Below are 15,058 nucleotides of genomic sequence, written 5' to 3' on the forward strand. Positions count from 1 at the left end.
CACAACACTTTCCGCTATACCGCACAAATCATGGTGATTTATGCGACTACTGCTTTATTCAACCAAAGACGATACTGGCACCATCTGCTCAATGCTGCTCTCCGAACCAACAGCTGAGCGACAGGAACTCACAGCCACGGATGGCACCAACAACTCTTACAACAATGCTGTAATCCAGTGGAGAAAGAAAATGTCATCCAGGACGTGTATTGCCGTAGATTCAACTTGCGACTTGCCTGCAAAATTTATACAACAACACAACATTGAAGTGCTGCCCATTTATATCAATCACTCCAAAGGGCAGGAGATGGATTATCGCGACCCGCAGACCATGCTGAACTTTTACAAAAACCATTCGCGCGACGTGTATGGTTTGGCGCAATCCGACCCACTCTCGGTCAACGATATGACCAGCATTCTCAAAGAGCGTTTGCTGCCGAAATACGATTTAGTACAAGTCGTGACAATCAACAGCAAAAAGAGCGATGTGTTTAAACGCGTTTCTGAAGCGGCATTGGTAAACGAACCCAAATTCCGCGAACTGGAAAGAAGCGAAGGACGCGCGCCGTTCCGCATTCGCCTGTACGACTCCATGTCCATGTTTACCGGCCACGCATTGCTGGTGTATGAATTGGTGAAACGTATTCACGTTGATCAACTACCGCTGAATAAATCGATTCGCGAAATCGACAATATGCGCGATCAGGTTTATGGCTATTTAATTCCCAACGATTTGTCGTATATGCGTGAACGCCGTCACCTGCGCAAAGGCGACAACAATATTTCCTGGATTAATTTTAAATTGGCCAGCGCATTAAACCTGCGCCCGATAGTGCAATTGCATCGCGGTGCGACCGATAAAATCGATACCGGTAAAGGCTTTTTGGGCGCGCTGGAAAAATTGTTTGTGCACGTTAAAAAACAAATCCAACAGGGTTTAACCAGCGAAGTGATTGCGATGAGTTACGGCGGCTTGCTGGAAGACATTAAAGACGAACCAATACTGGTCGAATTCCGCGAATTCTGTAAGCAATACAATGTAAAAACCATGCTGTCGATGATGAGCATGACCGGCGCAATTAATGTGGGGCCAAAATCATTTGCGCTGTCGTTTGCTACAGATAAAGACTTGGTGTGATGCGCGAGGGCACCTTCAAAAAAGTAGTAGCAATCCAGCCGCGATCATAAAGCGATTTGCAATAAGGGGAGTCGTCATCCCCGCACGCGGGGATCCATAGGTTTTAAAATCAAAAACTGGATTCCCGCAAGCGGGAATGACGACGGAGCACAGGCTGGACTCGCAAACGTGAATGACGAAGAAATCAGTCACCATAACCATTCGGATTTTGCGACTGCCAGCGCCAGGCATCCTGCATCATCCGCGCAAGGTCATATTTGGCTGTCCAACCCAACTCTGCTTTCGCCTTCACCGGATCGGCATAACAGCTGGCGATATCCCCCGCGCGGCGCGGCACGATTTTGTAGGGCACCGGGCGGCCACTCGCCTGTTCAAACGCCTTGACCATCTGCAGCACAGAATAACCACAACCTGTACCCAGATTGTAAGCACGACAGCCTTTACCGGTTTTCTCCGATGCCTGCAACGCCGCTACATGACCGAGCGCCAAATCCACCACATGAATGTAATCGCGCACGCCGGTGCCATCGACAGTGTCGTAATCATCGCCAAACACACTTAATTCTTTGAGTTTGCCAATCGCCACTTGCGCCACATAGGGCAACAAATTATTGGGGATTCCAGCGGGATCTTCGCCGATCAAGCCGCTTTCGTGCGCGCCAACCGGATTGAAGTAGCGCAGCAGCGAAATATTCCACTGGCTGTTGGGCGCCTTGGCGATATCGGTCAAAATCTCTTCAACGATAAGTTTGCTGCGGCCATAGGGATTGGTGGCAGAAGTGGCAAAACTTTCATCGATAGGCACTGAAACCGGGTCGCCATACACCGTGGCTGACGAGCTGAAGATCAGCTTCCAGACGCTGAACTCTTCCATCACTTCAGTAAGCGACAAGGTACCCGCCACGTTGTAACGATAGTATTTCATCGGGATCTGGTTGGATTCGCCCACTGCTTTCAAACCGGCAAAATGCATCACCGCAGCAAATGAATGCGCAGCAAACACGGTGCGCATGGCGTCTTTATCGTTGATATCCACTTCATAAAACACCGGCTCAACACCGGTAATTTGCGCTACACGCTTGAGCGATTCAGCGCTGCTATTGCACAGATTGTCGACCACTACCGGCAAAAAACCGCTATTGATCAATTCAACACAGACATGGCTACCGATAAAACCGGCGCCGCCAGTAACAAGAATGGGGGAACGTGACATGCAAGATTCCTTATAGAGATGTAAGCCGTTGCGCGCGCATTGAACCAGAGTTCAGGCGGCAGTATAAGGGCTGAGAAAGAATCTTTTATTAAATCATATAATTATTATTTAAATAAGATACGAATAGCAAAAAGGCAAGCCGAAGCTTGCCTTTTGGATGAACGGTTTTAGTTAACTAAAACTTATTCGATTGGCAGAGCGAAGCCCACTACAAATTTGGCTTCGTCGTTGTAAGAACCATCGACATCATCTACCACTTTACCAACAGTAAAGCTCAACTTGTCGTTATAGGCATAGGTCAAGTCAACGTGTGCCAAATCATCTTCATGAACGCCGTATTTAATGGTGAAGTCACCGAAGGTACCAGCTAATGTCATGTAGTTGTAATCGTCAGCGCCTTCAAGGTTTTCGTAGTAGGTGAAAGCAATTGGGCCGTAACCAATCATCGCAACAGCTTCTACCAAATCACCTGGGCTCACAGGTTCGCCGCCTTCAGAAGGTTTTGGATAAGAATAAGACCACACGCTGAGATCAAATGTGAAATCACCAACCGAGTTGCCATAACCTACATAAAGGTCATATTCCTGACCTCCTACAGAGTCGCCTGAACCAGCCCACACACCACCATAAAAGCCAGAACCGCTAACTTTCAAATCGCCCCAAATTTGAGGATCACCATTACCCAAATCCAAACCACGCCAGTAGTACATGTTGGCGGCGCCAACAGCGGCAGAAACTTCAGCGTGTGCCGCTGGAACAGCAAAACCAGCCATAGCAGACAGAGCGATAGCACCAGCGATTAATTTTTGTTTCATCTTCATGAGTTCTTCCTCTTAATGGTCTTTACTAGTTAGTTTTGAGGCAGCTATTGATTTATCACACTAGCTTGACCAGGTTATTGCAGATACCACGCCAATTTTATTTTTTACTTTAAAATCATAATGTTACAAATTGAATACAAGATTGCATACTCAAAACAAAATAACCACAAGCACAATCATGGTGCATAAAAACCCAGCGCGCCACCCCGGCGCGCACCAAAACAACTCATTTAAAACGAATTACATACTCTTTAATTTTTTGCAGCTCCTCCCGCGCACTGGCTCCCCCCTCTACGAGCGGAGGCTCAGCCAATTTACGCAGTAACCAAGCATTTAACGATGCTATAGCTGCACGAACCGACCATGGCAGATAAAGCAACAAAGCAAACAGCACAGTCACCACACCAACCAAGGTATGTGACGACAAATCCTCATCTGCTAATGCCTTGCCAATCACAATCGCCAATACCGGTGTCATCAAGGTTATAAGCGATACAACACTCGCCGATAAACGCTGCAGAATATAAAAAAACAACACAGCACCCACCAGTGAACCCACAATCGATAAATACAGAATCGATGCGCCTGACTTCACCGAAACCTGCTGCGGTAAAGTCCCATCCATTAACCACCAGCTCAATAACAATCCCGGCAATGAAAAGAGCAATGCACCACTGGCCTGCTGAAATGCATCAACACTTACCGCTTCTTGTTGGGTTAATTTTTTTACCCAAACACTGCTGAAACTAAACAAAACGCACGAAAGTAAAACACTGGCGATGCCATACACCGAACGGGTATCAAATTGTAATTGGTGATAAAAAATAACTACCAATCCAACCAAGGCCAATACCAAGGCCAGCACCTTTTTAAGCGTGAATGGATTTTGTTTTAACAGCAACAAGGTCATCAAACCAGTCGCAAAAGGGGTCAGCGCAAATATCACCGCCACCAAACCCGAGGGAATAAATTGCACGCCCCAATACACCACCGGCATGTTGGGAAAAATGCCGATAGAAGCGGCAAAATAAATGTGCCGATGCTGCCAATATGTGGCGAGGGATTTTCGCAACAGTCCGTGAATCAATAGTGCAATCGACAAGGCAATTGCCATACGCGCCACAGCGGCCGCAATAAAACTCAGACTATCGCTACTCCATTGAATAGCGAGCGGGGTAGTAGCCCAAATCAGCACTACTGAAAAATACGCAAATAACACAGCCACGGCATAACTCCTTATTGCCCATTGAGCAACTGACGAGAGAATGACCGCAGCGATACATTGGCAAAACTGCCAATGAAAACTCAGCAAGCTGCCAATTTCAACCTAGCAAGCTTGGAGTAAAAACTGAAACCAGAAAACAAAAAGGCCGCAGTTTTTATGCTGCGGCCTTTGTTTATAACGATTAACCAACTAATCAACAAATTCCGCCCAACAACGCGCGCACGCCACAAACCAAATCATTGGTCGTAGTGCGCGTGCGGTATGCTTGGCGGTATAAATTGGATACATAATTAATTGATCTAAGGTTATGAAGATTTGTAAAACTGGAGCGAGATTAATTTAATTTCTGTTCAGCCACAAGACATATTTGCATTTTTTTTATGCAACTGATTCACCTATACTCTCAATCTTATTTTTAATGACTAAACGAAATGAAAACATACCTGGTTGGCGGTGCAGTCCGCGATAAATTATTAGGCCGCAATGTCACCGAAAAAGATTGGGTGGTAGTAGGCAGCAGCCCCGAGCAAATGCTCACCCAAGGCTTCACTCCAGTCGGTAAAGATTTTCCGGTATTCCTGCATCCGCAGACCAAAGAGGAATACGCCCTCGCCCGTACCGAGCGCAAAACAGGTAAAGGTTACGGCGGATTCAGTTTTTATTGTGGCGAAGAGGTGACACTGGAGGAAGACCTTATCCGCCGCGACCTCACCATCAATGCCATGGCGGAAGATGCAAACGGCAATATCATCGACCCGTACAACGGCCAACAAGATCTAGCCGATAGACAGTTGCGCCATGTATCCCCCGCCTTTGCCGAAGACCCGGTGCGCATTTTGCGCATTGCGCGTTTTGCCGCACGCTATCACACCCTGGGTTTTCGCGTTGCCGATGAAACTATCACACTCATGCAAACCATGGTCGCCAACGGCGAAGTGGATCATCTGGTCGCCGAACGTATCTGGAAAGAAACCGAGCGGGCACTGGGCGAGCCTCATCCGGAAATTTTTATTGAGGTGCTGCGCGCAAGCCATGCATTGACGCGTTTATTTCCCGAAATCGATGCGCTATTTGGTGTGCCGCAAACCGCCACTCATCACCCTGAAATTGATACCGGCATTCATACACTGATGAGCCTGCAACAAGCAGTTAAACTATCGCCGAGCACTTGCGTGCGTTTTGCTACACTTTTACATGACTTGGGCAAAGCAACCACACCACAAGATGAGTGGCCGCGGCATATCGCCCATGAGGATCGCAGCTTGCCGCTGGTGAAAAAACTGTGCGAGCGCATCGCAGCACCAAAAGACTATAAAGACCTCGCCTTGATGGTCGCGCAATGGCACACCCATTGCCATCGCGCACTGGAATTGAAACCGGCGACCTTATTAAAAGTATTGCAAGCCAATGATGCGTTTCGCCGGCCAGAACGCTTTGAACAATTTTTGCTGTGCTGTGAAGCAGATGCACGTGGCCGCACAGGCTTTGAACAGCGGGAATATCCGCAGGCAGATTTTTTTCGTGCCGCATTAAGAGCAGCACAGGCAGTTGATATACCTGCTATTCAGCAAAGTGGTTTTAGCGGTAAAGAATTTGGCGATGAAGTAAACCGCCAGCGCCTGCAAAACCTGCTTCAATTAAAAAATAATGCGCAGTAATACAGAGGTAAACCCATGCCAACAACAACCAAAGTAGCGCTGGTAACTGGGGCAGCCAAACGTATAGGCGCCGAGATTGCACGCCAATTACACCAAGAAAATTTTAATGTGGTGATTCATTACCACCATTCAGCAAAAGCGGCGCAAGCACTGGTCGATGAGCTGAATGACCTGCGGGAAAAATCTGCCATTTGTATTGCTGCGGACCTCAATAATTTGGCGCAGATAAATAATCTTGCGGCACAGGCAGAGCAGTATTGGCAACGATTTGATTTATTGGTTAACAACGCCTCCAGTTTTTACCCCACGCCGATTGGCGAAACCAGTGACGACGATTGGAATCAGCTCATCAATTCCAATCTAAAAGCGCCATTTTTTCTCGCGCAGGCCCTGGCACCCGCGTTAAAAAAATATCGCGGCTGCATCATCAACATCGCCGACATTTATGCAGACAAGCCACTCAAAAAACACAGTGTTTACTCTATCGCCAAAGCGGGCAACGTCATGCTCACCAAAACACTCGCGCAGGAATTGGCACCAGATGTACGTGTTAACGGCATCGCACCTGGCGCTATTCTCTGGCCAGACGATGATCATAAAAAACCGGTAGATCGCTTATCCGACGAAAACAAAGAGAAAATGCTCGCCAAAATCCCACTGCAACAACGCGGGCATGAACTGGATATTACACACACAATTTTATTTTTGGCGAAAAATGCACCTTACATCACCGGCCAAGTACTCACGGTCGATGGCGGCCGCACACTTACTATTTAGCCTACAGGGCAGCTTAATACATGATAAGAACACAACTACTGACAGCAGCGGGTGAGCTAATCACTGGCGGAGAAGAATTAGTATCGCGCTGGCGCGAGGATCAAAGCGGATTTATCTGGGTTGATTTAGTCGGTGAAGACGCACCAAAAGAAAAAGCGTTTCTATTATCGATGAATTGCCACTCTCTCGCCGTGGAAGATGTACAGCGTTTTCGGCACCCACCCAAAACCGAAACGTTTAATGATTACACGCTCATCCTCTACCGTGGCATTACTGAATTTAATAAAGACCTCACCATCCAACAAATGACCATCGCATTGTTTGCCGGCGAGCGCTGCCTGATCAGTTGTCACCCACGCCACTCGATGGGAGTAAATCATTATTGGGAAAATGCCCACGCAGAAAACTTATTGGTTAGCCCTGGTTTGCTCGCCTCTCGCATTATGAAATTCTCAGTGGGTCGCTATTTGGAAGCAATCCTCGCGTTTGAACCATCGCTTAATGAGCTAGAAGATGCGATGCAAGACAAACCGAATGATGAGGTTATGCGCGAACTCATCAGCTACCAATCGCGCCTACGCAAACTCAAGCGCATTTTTAGCTATCACGAAAAACTGGTGACCAATTTATTAAAAGACGTGCCGCAGCGCTTAATCGATGAAGACGGCGATATAGAGCACGCATTGCAAGATTTATTTGAACGCTGCGAACGCCTGCATGGCTTGTGCACTATGTACTATGAAATTTGCGGCGATTTAATTAACGGCTACCTATCGATTAGCTCACACCAGCTGAACAATACCATGCGGGTGCTCACGGTAATTACAGCGATTTTTGTACCTTTAACATTTATCGCCGGCATTTACGGCATGAACTTCGACAACATGCCCGAACTGCATGCCCCCTACGGTTATTTTTATACGCTGGGTGCGATGCTGGTGATTGCCGCAGGGTTTGGGGTATTTGCTTACAAGAAGTGGCTTTGAAGATTTTTGTTAAGCGCGCGAAATTTGTTTACCCTGCCATGTAAAATCAATCGCCCACAAGGATTGTGAAGCCTGATCATAGCTTGCCCATAACTCTTGATAAGTCACTTGTAACTGAGGGTGTTTAATCTGCGCTGCGATTTCTGCCAAAGGTAAAAGTACAAAAGCATTCTGGGTGATTTCTGCGCGCGGCAACTCCACTCCTGCGTCAACACCCACAAAATCACCGTAAGTTAAAATATCTATATCCAAGGTGCGCGGGCTGAATTTGGGGCCGCTTCGTTTGCGGCCATTATCATCTTCAATACGCTTTAAAGTTTCCGATAATTCAGCAATGGATAAATCTGTATTCGCACCAACCACCAGATTAAAAAAATGACTGCCCGCAAAACCGACGGATTCACTTTCATAAACTGACGATACCTGCAGCTCACCAAACAAATCAGCAAGCGCATCTAACGCCGCCGTAATATTTTTGTGGCGCTCCACATTGCTACCAAGGCTTAAATAGATTGCCGTCATTCAGGCAGCGCTCCCGGTTTTTGGCCGCGCTCAATTAACAAACCCACATCGCGCGCGCCGCGAATTGCACCGGGCTTGCTTAAACGCAAACGCAACCAAGGCACATTAAATTCAGTGCGAATCACTTGCGCAATTTCTTCGGCCAGCGCCTCCACTAACAACGCATTGCGGTTTTCAACATAGGCAATCAAGCGCTTGGAAACCGCTTTGTAATTCAACGCGTATTGGATATCGTCGGTTTCGGCCGCCTTGCGAATATCGCTCGCCATTTCCAAATCGATACTCACGGTTTGGCGCACTTCGCGCTCCCAGTCGTAAATGCCGATAATCGTATCGATACGCAAATCGCGAATGTAAACAATATCCATAGAAAGCTTCTTGTTAAAGTGAAGAGAGTGTATTGAGCGGCCAGCGCGCTTTTACATTAATTGCCAAACCTTCGTGCTGGCCAGCAAGCAAGCGCTGACAACCGGCGTAGGCGATCATGGCGCCGTTGTCGGTACAAAATTCATGGCGGGCATAAAATACTTTTGCGCCGATTTTAGCGAGGCTCACATCCAAATCTGCGCGCAATTTTTTATTGGCAGAAACACCGCCCGCAATCACCAGGGTTTTCATGCCGGTTTGTTCGAGCGCGCGTTTGCATTTGATCACCAACGTATCGACCACTGCTGCTTGAAATGCATTGGCGATATCAGCGCAGGTTTGATCGTCGGGCAAACCATTGGCTTGTTTGTTGGCATTAACGGTGGTGAGTGTGGCGGTTTTTAATCCACTAAAGCTGAAATCCAAACCGGGGCGATCTACCATCGGGCGCGGAAATTTAAAGCGCCCTTCATTACCTTGCTCGGCAAGTTTGGCGATCTGCGGGCCGCCGGGATAATCCAGATCGAGCATTTTAGCGGCCTTATCAAACGCCTCGCCCGCTGCATCATCAATCGATTCACCCAGCAATTCGTATTCGCCAATCGCATCGACTTTGACTAATTGAGTATGTCCACCAGAGACCAACAGGGCGACAAACGGAAACTCGGGAGGATTATCTTCTAACATTGGCGCCAGCAAATGGCCTTCCATATGATGTACGCCGATGGCGGGAACACCCCAGGAATAGGCCAGCGCACGCCCCATCGAAGCACCCACCATCAGCGCGCCTATAAGACCGGGGCCAGAGGTGTAGGCAATACCGTCTATATCTTCAGCGGTAGAATCACTCGCCGCCATCACTTCATTAATTAGCGGCAACAGTTTGCGCACATGATCGCGCGAGGCCAGCTCCGGCACCACACCGCCATATTCTGCATGCAGCGCGATTTGGGTATAGAGCACATGCGCCAACAGGCCGCGTTCGCTGTCGTAAACCGCCACACCGGTTTCATCGCACGATGTTTCCAACCCCAAAATTCGCATAACCCAACCTCTTACCGCCCATTATGGAAAGGACGATTGACTAACATAAGGGCGGCTATGATAAAGGCTGATCAGACGAAAACCCAGCACTCTCGTCTGCTCAAGGTTGCGACTGCCATAATAAGTGTATAGAATCCGCACCCCTCGGATACTTCACTGTGTTTACACACTGGCGTCTATCCACAAGACATCATTTATTAGCTCTCTTTATTACAGGTAACAGCATGCCTTCAGTAAAACTTAAAGAAAACGAACCCTTTGACGTAGCTTTGCGTCGTTTCAAGCGCGCTTGTGAAAAAGCGGGCATTTTGGCTGATGTTCGCGCTCGCGAATGCTACGAGAAGCCAACTACCGTTCGTAAGCGTGATGCCGCTGCCGCTGTTAAGCGTCATGCTAAAAAGGTACAACGCGAATCTAAAAAGTTTACTCGTCTGTACTAAGTTACCCGCTGCCGCGTTTAACTCGGCAGCTTGTACGTAGTTTGACCGGTTCCGCTCGTTAGCCTGTTTGCATCTGTCATCTAACGAGTTGTGCGTTCCACTCCTGTACCCTAATTGATTACTCAATAACCGGTGAATCATGAGTCAACCAACGCTAAAAGACCGCATAAATGATGCCTTAAAGACCGCGATGCGCGCTAAAGAAAAAGAGCGCGTCGCGGTTTTGCGTCTTGTGATGTCTGAATTCAAAAAAATCGAAGTGGATGAGCGCATCGAAGTTGATGACGCGCGCGCTTTGGTCGTGCTCGATAAAATGGTCAAACAGCGTCGCGACTCTGAAACCCAGTATCGCAATGCCAATCGCCCGGAACTCGCCGAGCAAGAAGCTTACGAAATCAGCGAAATACAAGCTTATCTCCCCGCTCAGCTCACCGCTGCCGAATTGGATACGCTAGTCACCAAAGCCTTGGCCGATGCAGGCGTAACTGAAGCGCGCGACATGGGCAAAGCCATGGCGTTACTCAAGCCGCAAGTACAAGGCCGCGCGGACATGGGCGATGTAAGTAAGCTTCTCAAGGCCAAACTGAGCAACTAAATCGTCAACTGCTAGTCTCTAGCTATCCCCTCAGGCGACGATCACATGGCCGGCCTTATCCCGCAAAGTTTTATCGATGACATGCTCGACCGCCTCGACATTGTCGATGTGGTCGATAGTCGCGTTAAATTGCGCAAAACCGGCAAAAACTACAGCGCTTGCTGCCCGTTTCACGACGAAAAAACCCCCTCCTTTACCGTAAGCCCTGAAAAACAGTTTTATTACTGCTTTGGTTGTGGCGCGAGCGGCAATGCACTGGGTTTTGTCATGGATTACGAGCGCCTCAGCTTTCCCGAGGCCGTTGAATCACTCGCTCGACTGACCGGTTTGGAAGTCCCGCGCGAAGTGCAGACCGAAGCACAAGAAAAACGCGAGCAGGAAAAACGCAGCATTTATACCCTGCTGGAAAAAGCCGATGAGTTTTACCAACAGCAATTGCGCCACCACCCCAGCAAGCATCTCGCGGTCAATTATTTAAAAAATCGCGGTCTGGATGGCAAAACCGCCAAAACCTATGGTGTCGGCTTTGCACCGCCCGGCTGGGATAACCTGCTCAAAGCCCTCGCCACCAACGATGAAGACAAGCACCTGCTGATCGAAGGCGGCATGTTGATTCATCAAGAGCAGGAAAAGAAACTCTACGACCGCTTTCGCCACCGCATTATGTTTCCTATCCGCGATACGCGGGGGCGGGTAATCGGTTTTGGCGGACGAGTATTGGGCGACGACAAACCCAAATACCTCAACTCACCCGAGACACCGGTATTCCACAAAGGCCAGGAACTCTACGGCCTTTATGAGGCACGCCTCGCCTATCGCGAATTGCCGCGCCTACTGGTAGTTGAAGGCTATATGGATGTGGTCAGTCTGGCGCAATTTGGTATCGGCTACGGTGTTGCCACACTCGGCACCGCCTGTGGCCCCGACCATCTCGACCGCGCCTTCAAATACACTAGCGAAGTGGTGTTTTGTTTTGACGGCGACAAAGCCGGGCGCAGCGCCGCCCACCGCGCACTGGAAGCATCGCTCGACACAATGAGCGATGGCCGCACAGTGAAATTCCTGTTCCTGCCCGAAGGTGAAGACCCAGACACCTTGGTGCGCCAGATAGGCCCGGACAAATTCGAGCGCATGATTGAACTCGCCGTACCCTTTGAAGATTATTTGTTTGATGCGGTCGCCGAAGGTTTAAATATCCGCACCATGGAAGGCCGCGCCACCTTTAGTAAACGCGCCGCGCCACTGTTAGATCGCCTGCCCAAAGGCGTATTTCGTGAATTGATGTTTGAAAGTCTGGCCACTCGCACCGGATTAAATCGCAATATCCTGCAGGAATTAATTCAAGAGCAGCAAAGCAAAGGCGAAATACAGCCGCTTTTTGTGGCGCCGCCAACACCCATCAAAACCGAGGAAACCGCCCCCAGGGCTGCGCCACCTAAAGCAACTCCAACGACAAAAAACGAGCCAGAATGGGATCACCCACCGCTCGCAATCTACGCAGAATACGGCGATTTTCCGCAAGAATTACCACCTGCGGACTATCATGAGTTTTACGAGGAGCCGCGCGCACAACGCCAAGCCCTCAAGCAGCCCTATCAAGCGGGATTACAAGCGCGCGCCGCAAGTAAATATTTGATGCCGCCCGTGCGCAAAGCGCTAGCACTGCTACTCACTTATCCCGCACTGGCGAGCCTTGAAACCAATCACGACGAGTGGCTAGCAGATGAAACCGATGCAGATTGCCTAATGCTCGGGCGCCTACTCAAAGTGCTACATGAGCGGCCACATTACAATTTGTCACATTTAATTGGTTACTGGCGCGGAGTTTACGGCGCGGATAATACTGAGCGATTAGCAGCTGTTGCCGGGCATGATTTACTACAAGCGGCCAACGCCTTAAGCCAAAGCCGACAAGACAAACCCGCCAAAGCCGACTACGACACCCAAGCCGCATTTAGCGATGCCATGAGCAAATTGCGCCAGCAACAAAAGCAGAAAAAAATAGCTGAATCCTTGGCAAAATTAAAAAATGCCGACTTAACTCAACTCACCAAAGAAGAGCGCGATCAACTGGTGCGTGCAGCATTAGCAACAAAAGCAGAACCATAAACAGCAAAGCCGATCAGAATCTGTACGATTAGCACAAAACAGCTTGAAGATTTTTGCGTCACCCCCCATCCGCCTAGAATCCACCCTAGCAAGTGGAGTATAATTGCGGGCTTTGCATTTCACTCATCAGGTTTTAAATAGGGTTTCGAATGTCTGAAGACGTCCAACAGCAACAGTCCCGTATTAAAGAACTGATCGCCCGCGGTAAAGAACAGGGTTACTTAACCTATGCCGAGGTAAACGATCACCTGCCGGAGGACATCTCTGATCCGGATCAGGTCGAAGACATCATTCAGATGATCAACGACATGGGTATTCGCGTCTATGAAACAGCTCCCGACGCCGACACCCTGTTAATGACTGACGGCGACTCTGCCGCTGATGAAATCGCCGCCGCTGAAGCTGCCGCCGCTCTGGTTGCCGTGGAAACGGAAACTGGTCGCACCACCGACCCAGTGCGTATGTACATGCGCGAAATGGGCACGGTTGAGCTGCTAACACGCGAAGGCGAAATTGTTATCGCCAAGCGCATCGAAGAAGGCGTGCGCGAACTGATGCACGCCGTTGCTTACTGGCCAGGTGCGGTACAGCAAATACTCGATGAATATTCACTGGTCGCCAAAGAAGAGCGCCGTCTTGCCGACGTCATTATCGGCTGGCTTGATCCAGTGGAAGATATCCCCGCCTCTCTCGCCGAAGTGGAAGAAATTCCCGTCGCTACCGCCGCTGGTGCAAAACCTGCCAGCGATGACGACGAGGAAGAAGCGAGTACAGACGATGAAGAAGAAGCTGTATCGGGAGTAGACCCGGAAGAAGCGCGCGTTCGTTTTGAAGAGCTGCAAAAACAGCAAGACAAGGTGAACAAGACCCTCGCTAAATACGGTTACGGTAGCAAACAAGCTGAGAAAGAATTGTCAGCTCTGGGCGACCTGTTCAAATTCTTCAAATTGCCAGCCAAGCAATTCGACCCAATCTACAGCAAAGCGCGTGAGATGCTCGACAATGTGCGCAAGCAAGAGCGCTACATTATGGAGCTGTGTACCCGCAGAGCCCAGATGCAACGCAAAACCTTTATCAAAGAATTCCCCGGCAATGAAACCAACGATGCTTGGCTGCCTGAGTTTTTGAAAGGAAAAGTTGATCACGCCGAAAAACTCGAACGCGTAATGCCTGATGTGCAAACTGCGCAACAACAGCTTGCACAAATCGAAGCAGAAAGCGGCTTGAGCCTCGCCAGCATTAAAGACATTAATCGCCGTATGTCGATTGGTGAAGCGCGCGCTCGTCGCGCGAAAAAAGAAATGGTTGAAGCCAACTTGCGTTTGGTAATTTCCATCGCAAAAAAATACACCAACCGCGGTTTGCAATTCCTCGATCTGATCCAGGAAGGCAACATCGGCCTGATGAAAGCCGTAGATAAATTTGAATACCGTCGCGGCTATAAGTTTTCTACTTACGCCACTTGGTGGATTCGTCAGGCAATTACTCGCTCGATTGCAGACCAAGCACGTACCATTCGTATTCCAGTGCATATGATTGAGACAATTAACAAACTCAATCGTGTATCGCGCCAAATGCTGCAAGAAATGGGGCGCGAGCCAACGCCGGAAGAATTAGGCGAGCGCATGGAAATGCCGGAAGATAAAGTTCGCAAGGTATTAAAAATTGCCAAAGAACCCATCTCCATGGAAACTCCCATCGGCGACGATGAAGATTCACATCTGGGCGACTTTATCGAAGACACCACCATTATTTCACCGGTGGAGTCAGCGACAATGGAAGGCCTGATGGAAGCGACACGCGAAGTACTGGCTGGTCTCACTGCACGTGAAGCCAAAGTATTGCGCATGCGTTTTGGTATCGACATGCACACCGACCACACTTTGGAAGAAGTAGGCAAACAGTTTGACGTAACGCGTGAGCGCATCCGTCAAATCGAAGCCAAAGCCTTGCGCAAATTGCGCCACCCATCGCGCTCCGATCACTTGCGCAGCTTCTTGGATGAATAAAGCACAGCTTAATAATTAGCCATGCGTCAAATAAAATAAAACCCGCCTTGCGCGGGTTTTATTTTTTAACCGATACAATAAGTTGCCAACTATAGCCACATGCAAAACTTGTCTCTATAATGCGACCCCGCTGCCGCAAGGCAGATCAAACAGTT

Annotated in this window: 14 protein-coding genes; 8 read left to right on the forward strand and 6 right to left on the reverse strand. The window is 49.0% G+C overall.

Annotated features, from left to right (window positions below; translation table 11 throughout):
• Positions 1-40 precede the first annotated feature (40 nt).
• Complete coding sequence (locus AWU77_RS07865; protein ID WP_238582341.1) at positions 41-1,138, forward strand: DegV family protein; 1,098 nt, start codon at positions 41-43, stop codon at positions 1,136-1,138.
• Positions 1,139-1,322: 184 nt separating this feature from the next.
• On the opposite strand, the gene galE is transcribed toward AWU77_RS07865, so the two are convergent.
• From galE to AWU77_RS07880, 3 genes are all read right to left on the reverse strand, one after another.
• Positions 1,323-2,351 (reverse strand): UDP-glucose 4-epimerase GalE, encoded by a 1,029-nt coding sequence (gene galE, locus AWU77_RS07870; protein WP_062061325.1) that lies wholly within the window; start codon positions 2,349-2,351, stop codon positions 1,323-1,325.
• A gap of 182 nt (positions 2,352-2,533) precedes the next feature.
• Positions 2,534-3,172 carry a TorF family putative porin gene (locus AWU77_RS07875; protein ID WP_062061327.1) on the reverse strand — a complete coding sequence of 213 codons (639 nt, stop codon included), beginning with the start codon at positions 3,170-3,172 and terminating at the stop codon, positions 2,534-2,536.
• A gap of 226 nt (positions 3,173-3,398) precedes the next feature.
• The gene (locus AWU77_RS07880; RefSeq protein ID WP_062061330.1) at positions 3,399-4,397 is read right to left on the reverse strand and encodes a DMT family transporter; all 999 of its coding nucleotides are present in this window, start codon (positions 4,395-4,397) and stop codon (positions 3,399-3,401) included.
• 431 nt (positions 4,398-4,828) lie between these two features.
• On the opposite strand from AWU77_RS07880, the gene AWU77_RS07885 reads away from it, so the two are divergent.
• From AWU77_RS07885 to AWU77_RS07895, 3 genes are read left to right on the forward strand one after another with little or no spacing between them, the layout of a single operon-like run.
• Positions 4,829-6,055: a multifunctional CCA addition/repair protein gene (locus AWU77_RS07885; protein WP_062061333.1), complete on the forward strand. Its 1,227-nt coding sequence runs from the start codon at positions 4,829-4,831 to the stop codon at positions 6,053-6,055.
• A 15-nt stretch (positions 6,056-6,070) separates the two neighbouring features.
• Positions 6,071-6,832 (forward strand): pteridine reductase, encoded by a 762-nt coding sequence (locus AWU77_RS07890; protein WP_062061336.1) that lies wholly within the window; start codon positions 6,071-6,073, stop codon positions 6,830-6,832.
• A 20-nt stretch (positions 6,833-6,852) separates the two neighbouring features.
• Positions 6,853-7,818 (forward strand): magnesium transporter CorA family protein, encoded by a 966-nt coding sequence (locus AWU77_RS07895; protein WP_062061338.1) that lies wholly within the window; start codon positions 6,853-6,855, stop codon positions 7,816-7,818.
• A gap of 9 nt (positions 7,819-7,827) precedes the next feature.
• Here the strand turns inward: AWU77_RS07895 and folK are convergent, their stop codons facing one another.
• The 3 genes from folK to tsaD are packed head-to-tail and all read right to left on the reverse strand — an operon-like array spanning position 7,828 to position 9,750.
• Positions 7,828-8,340 (reverse strand): 2-amino-4-hydroxy-6-hydroxymethyldihydropteridine diphosphokinase, encoded by a 513-nt coding sequence (gene folK, locus AWU77_RS07900; RefSeq protein WP_062061341.1) that lies wholly within the window; start codon positions 8,338-8,340, stop codon positions 7,828-7,830.
• On the reverse strand, positions 8,337-8,708 hold the full coding sequence (folB, locus tag AWU77_RS07905) for a dihydroneopterin aldolase (RefSeq protein ID WP_062061344.1): 372 nt from the start codon (positions 8,706-8,708) through the stop codon (positions 8,337-8,339). The genes folK and folB overlap by 4 nt, the downstream gene beginning before the upstream one ends.
• 13 nt (positions 8,709-8,721) lie before the next feature.
• Positions 8,722-9,750 carry a tRNA (adenosine(37)-N6)-threonylcarbamoyltransferase complex transferase subunit TsaD gene (gene tsaD / locus AWU77_RS07910; RefSeq protein ID WP_062061347.1) on the reverse strand — a complete coding sequence of 343 codons (1,029 nt, stop codon included), beginning with the start codon at positions 9,748-9,750 and terminating at the stop codon, positions 8,722-8,724.
• 224 nt (positions 9,751-9,974) lie between these two features.
• Between tsaD and rpsU the strand changes: the two genes are divergently transcribed.
• The 4 genes from rpsU to rpoD all read left to right on the forward strand — a co-directional run bounded on the left by rpsU (position 9,975) and on the right by rpoD (position 14,903).
• Positions 9,975-10,190, forward strand: coding sequence for a 30S ribosomal protein S21 (gene rpsU, locus AWU77_RS20095; protein WP_084618192.1), 216 nt, complete (start codon positions 9,975-9,977; stop codon positions 10,188-10,190).
• A 139-nt stretch (positions 10,191-10,329) separates the two neighbouring features.
• A complete protein-coding gene (locus AWU77_RS07920; protein ID WP_062061353.1) occupies positions 10,330-10,785 on the forward strand; it encodes a GatB/YqeY domain-containing protein in 456 nt (151 codons plus the stop codon).
• A 45-nt stretch (positions 10,786-10,830) separates the two neighbouring features.
• Positions 10,831-12,894 carry a DNA primase gene (gene dnaG / locus AWU77_RS07925; RefSeq protein ID WP_062061355.1) on the forward strand — a complete coding sequence of 688 codons (2,064 nt, stop codon included), beginning with the start codon at positions 10,831-10,833 and terminating at the stop codon, positions 12,892-12,894.
• 149 nt (positions 12,895-13,043) lie between these two features.
• The gene (gene rpoD, locus AWU77_RS07930) at positions 13,044-14,903 is read left to right on the forward strand and encodes an RNA polymerase sigma factor RpoD (protein ID WP_062061358.1); all 1,860 of its coding nucleotides are present in this window, start codon (positions 13,044-13,046) and stop codon (positions 14,901-14,903) included.
• Positions 14,904-15,058: the final 155 nt, after the last annotated feature.

The sequence above is a fragment of the Cellvibrio sp. OA-2007 genome (genome assembly GCF_000953825.1).
Lineage (GTDB): Bacteria > Pseudomonadota > Gammaproteobacteria > Pseudomonadales > Cellvibrionaceae > Cellvibrio.

Excerpts from the sequence above, each read along its gene's own strand:
- AWU77_RS07865 (WP_238582341.1), top strand. The coding sequence starts at position 41 with ATGCGACTACTGCTTTATTCAACCAAAGACGATACTGGCACCATCTGC.
- galE (WP_062061325.1), bottom strand. The coding sequence starts at position 2,351 with ATGTCACGTTCCCCCATTCTTGTTACTGGCGGCGCCGGTTTTATCGGT.
- AWU77_RS07875 (WP_062061327.1), bottom strand. The coding sequence starts at position 3,172 with ATGAAGATGAAACAAAAATTAATCGCTGGTGCTATCGCTCTGTCTGCT.
- AWU77_RS07885 (WP_062061333.1), top strand. The coding sequence starts at position 4,829 with ATGAAAACATACCTGGTTGGCGGTGCAGTCCGCGATAAATTATTAGGC.
- AWU77_RS07890 (WP_062061336.1), top strand. The coding sequence starts at position 6,071 with ATGCCAACAACAACCAAAGTAGCGCTGGTAACTGGGGCAGCCAAACGT.
- AWU77_RS07895 (WP_062061338.1), top strand. The coding sequence starts at position 6,853 with ATGATAAGAACACAACTACTGACAGCAGCGGGTGAGCTAATCACTGGC.
- folK (WP_062061341.1), bottom strand. The coding sequence starts at position 8,340 with ATGACGGCAATCTATTTAAGCCTTGGTAGCAATGTGGAGCGCCACAAA.
- folB (WP_062061344.1), bottom strand. The coding sequence starts at position 8,708 with ATGGATATTGTTTACATTCGCGATTTGCGTATCGATACGATTATCGGC.
- tsaD (WP_062061347.1), bottom strand. The coding sequence starts at position 9,750 with ATGCGAATTTTGGGGTTGGAAACATCGTGCGATGAAACCGGTGTGGCG.
- rpsU (WP_084618192.1), top strand. The coding sequence starts at position 9,975 with ATGCCTTCAGTAAAACTTAAAGAAAACGAACCCTTTGACGTAGCTTTG.
- AWU77_RS07920 (WP_062061353.1), top strand. The coding sequence starts at position 10,330 with ATGAGTCAACCAACGCTAAAAGACCGCATAAATGATGCCTTAAAGACC.
- dnaG (WP_062061355.1), top strand. The coding sequence starts at position 10,831 with ATGGCCGGCCTTATCCCGCAAAGTTTTATCGATGACATGCTCGACCGC.
- rpoD (WP_062061358.1), top strand. The coding sequence starts at position 13,044 with ATGTCTGAAGACGTCCAACAGCAACAGTCCCGTATTAAAGAACTGATC.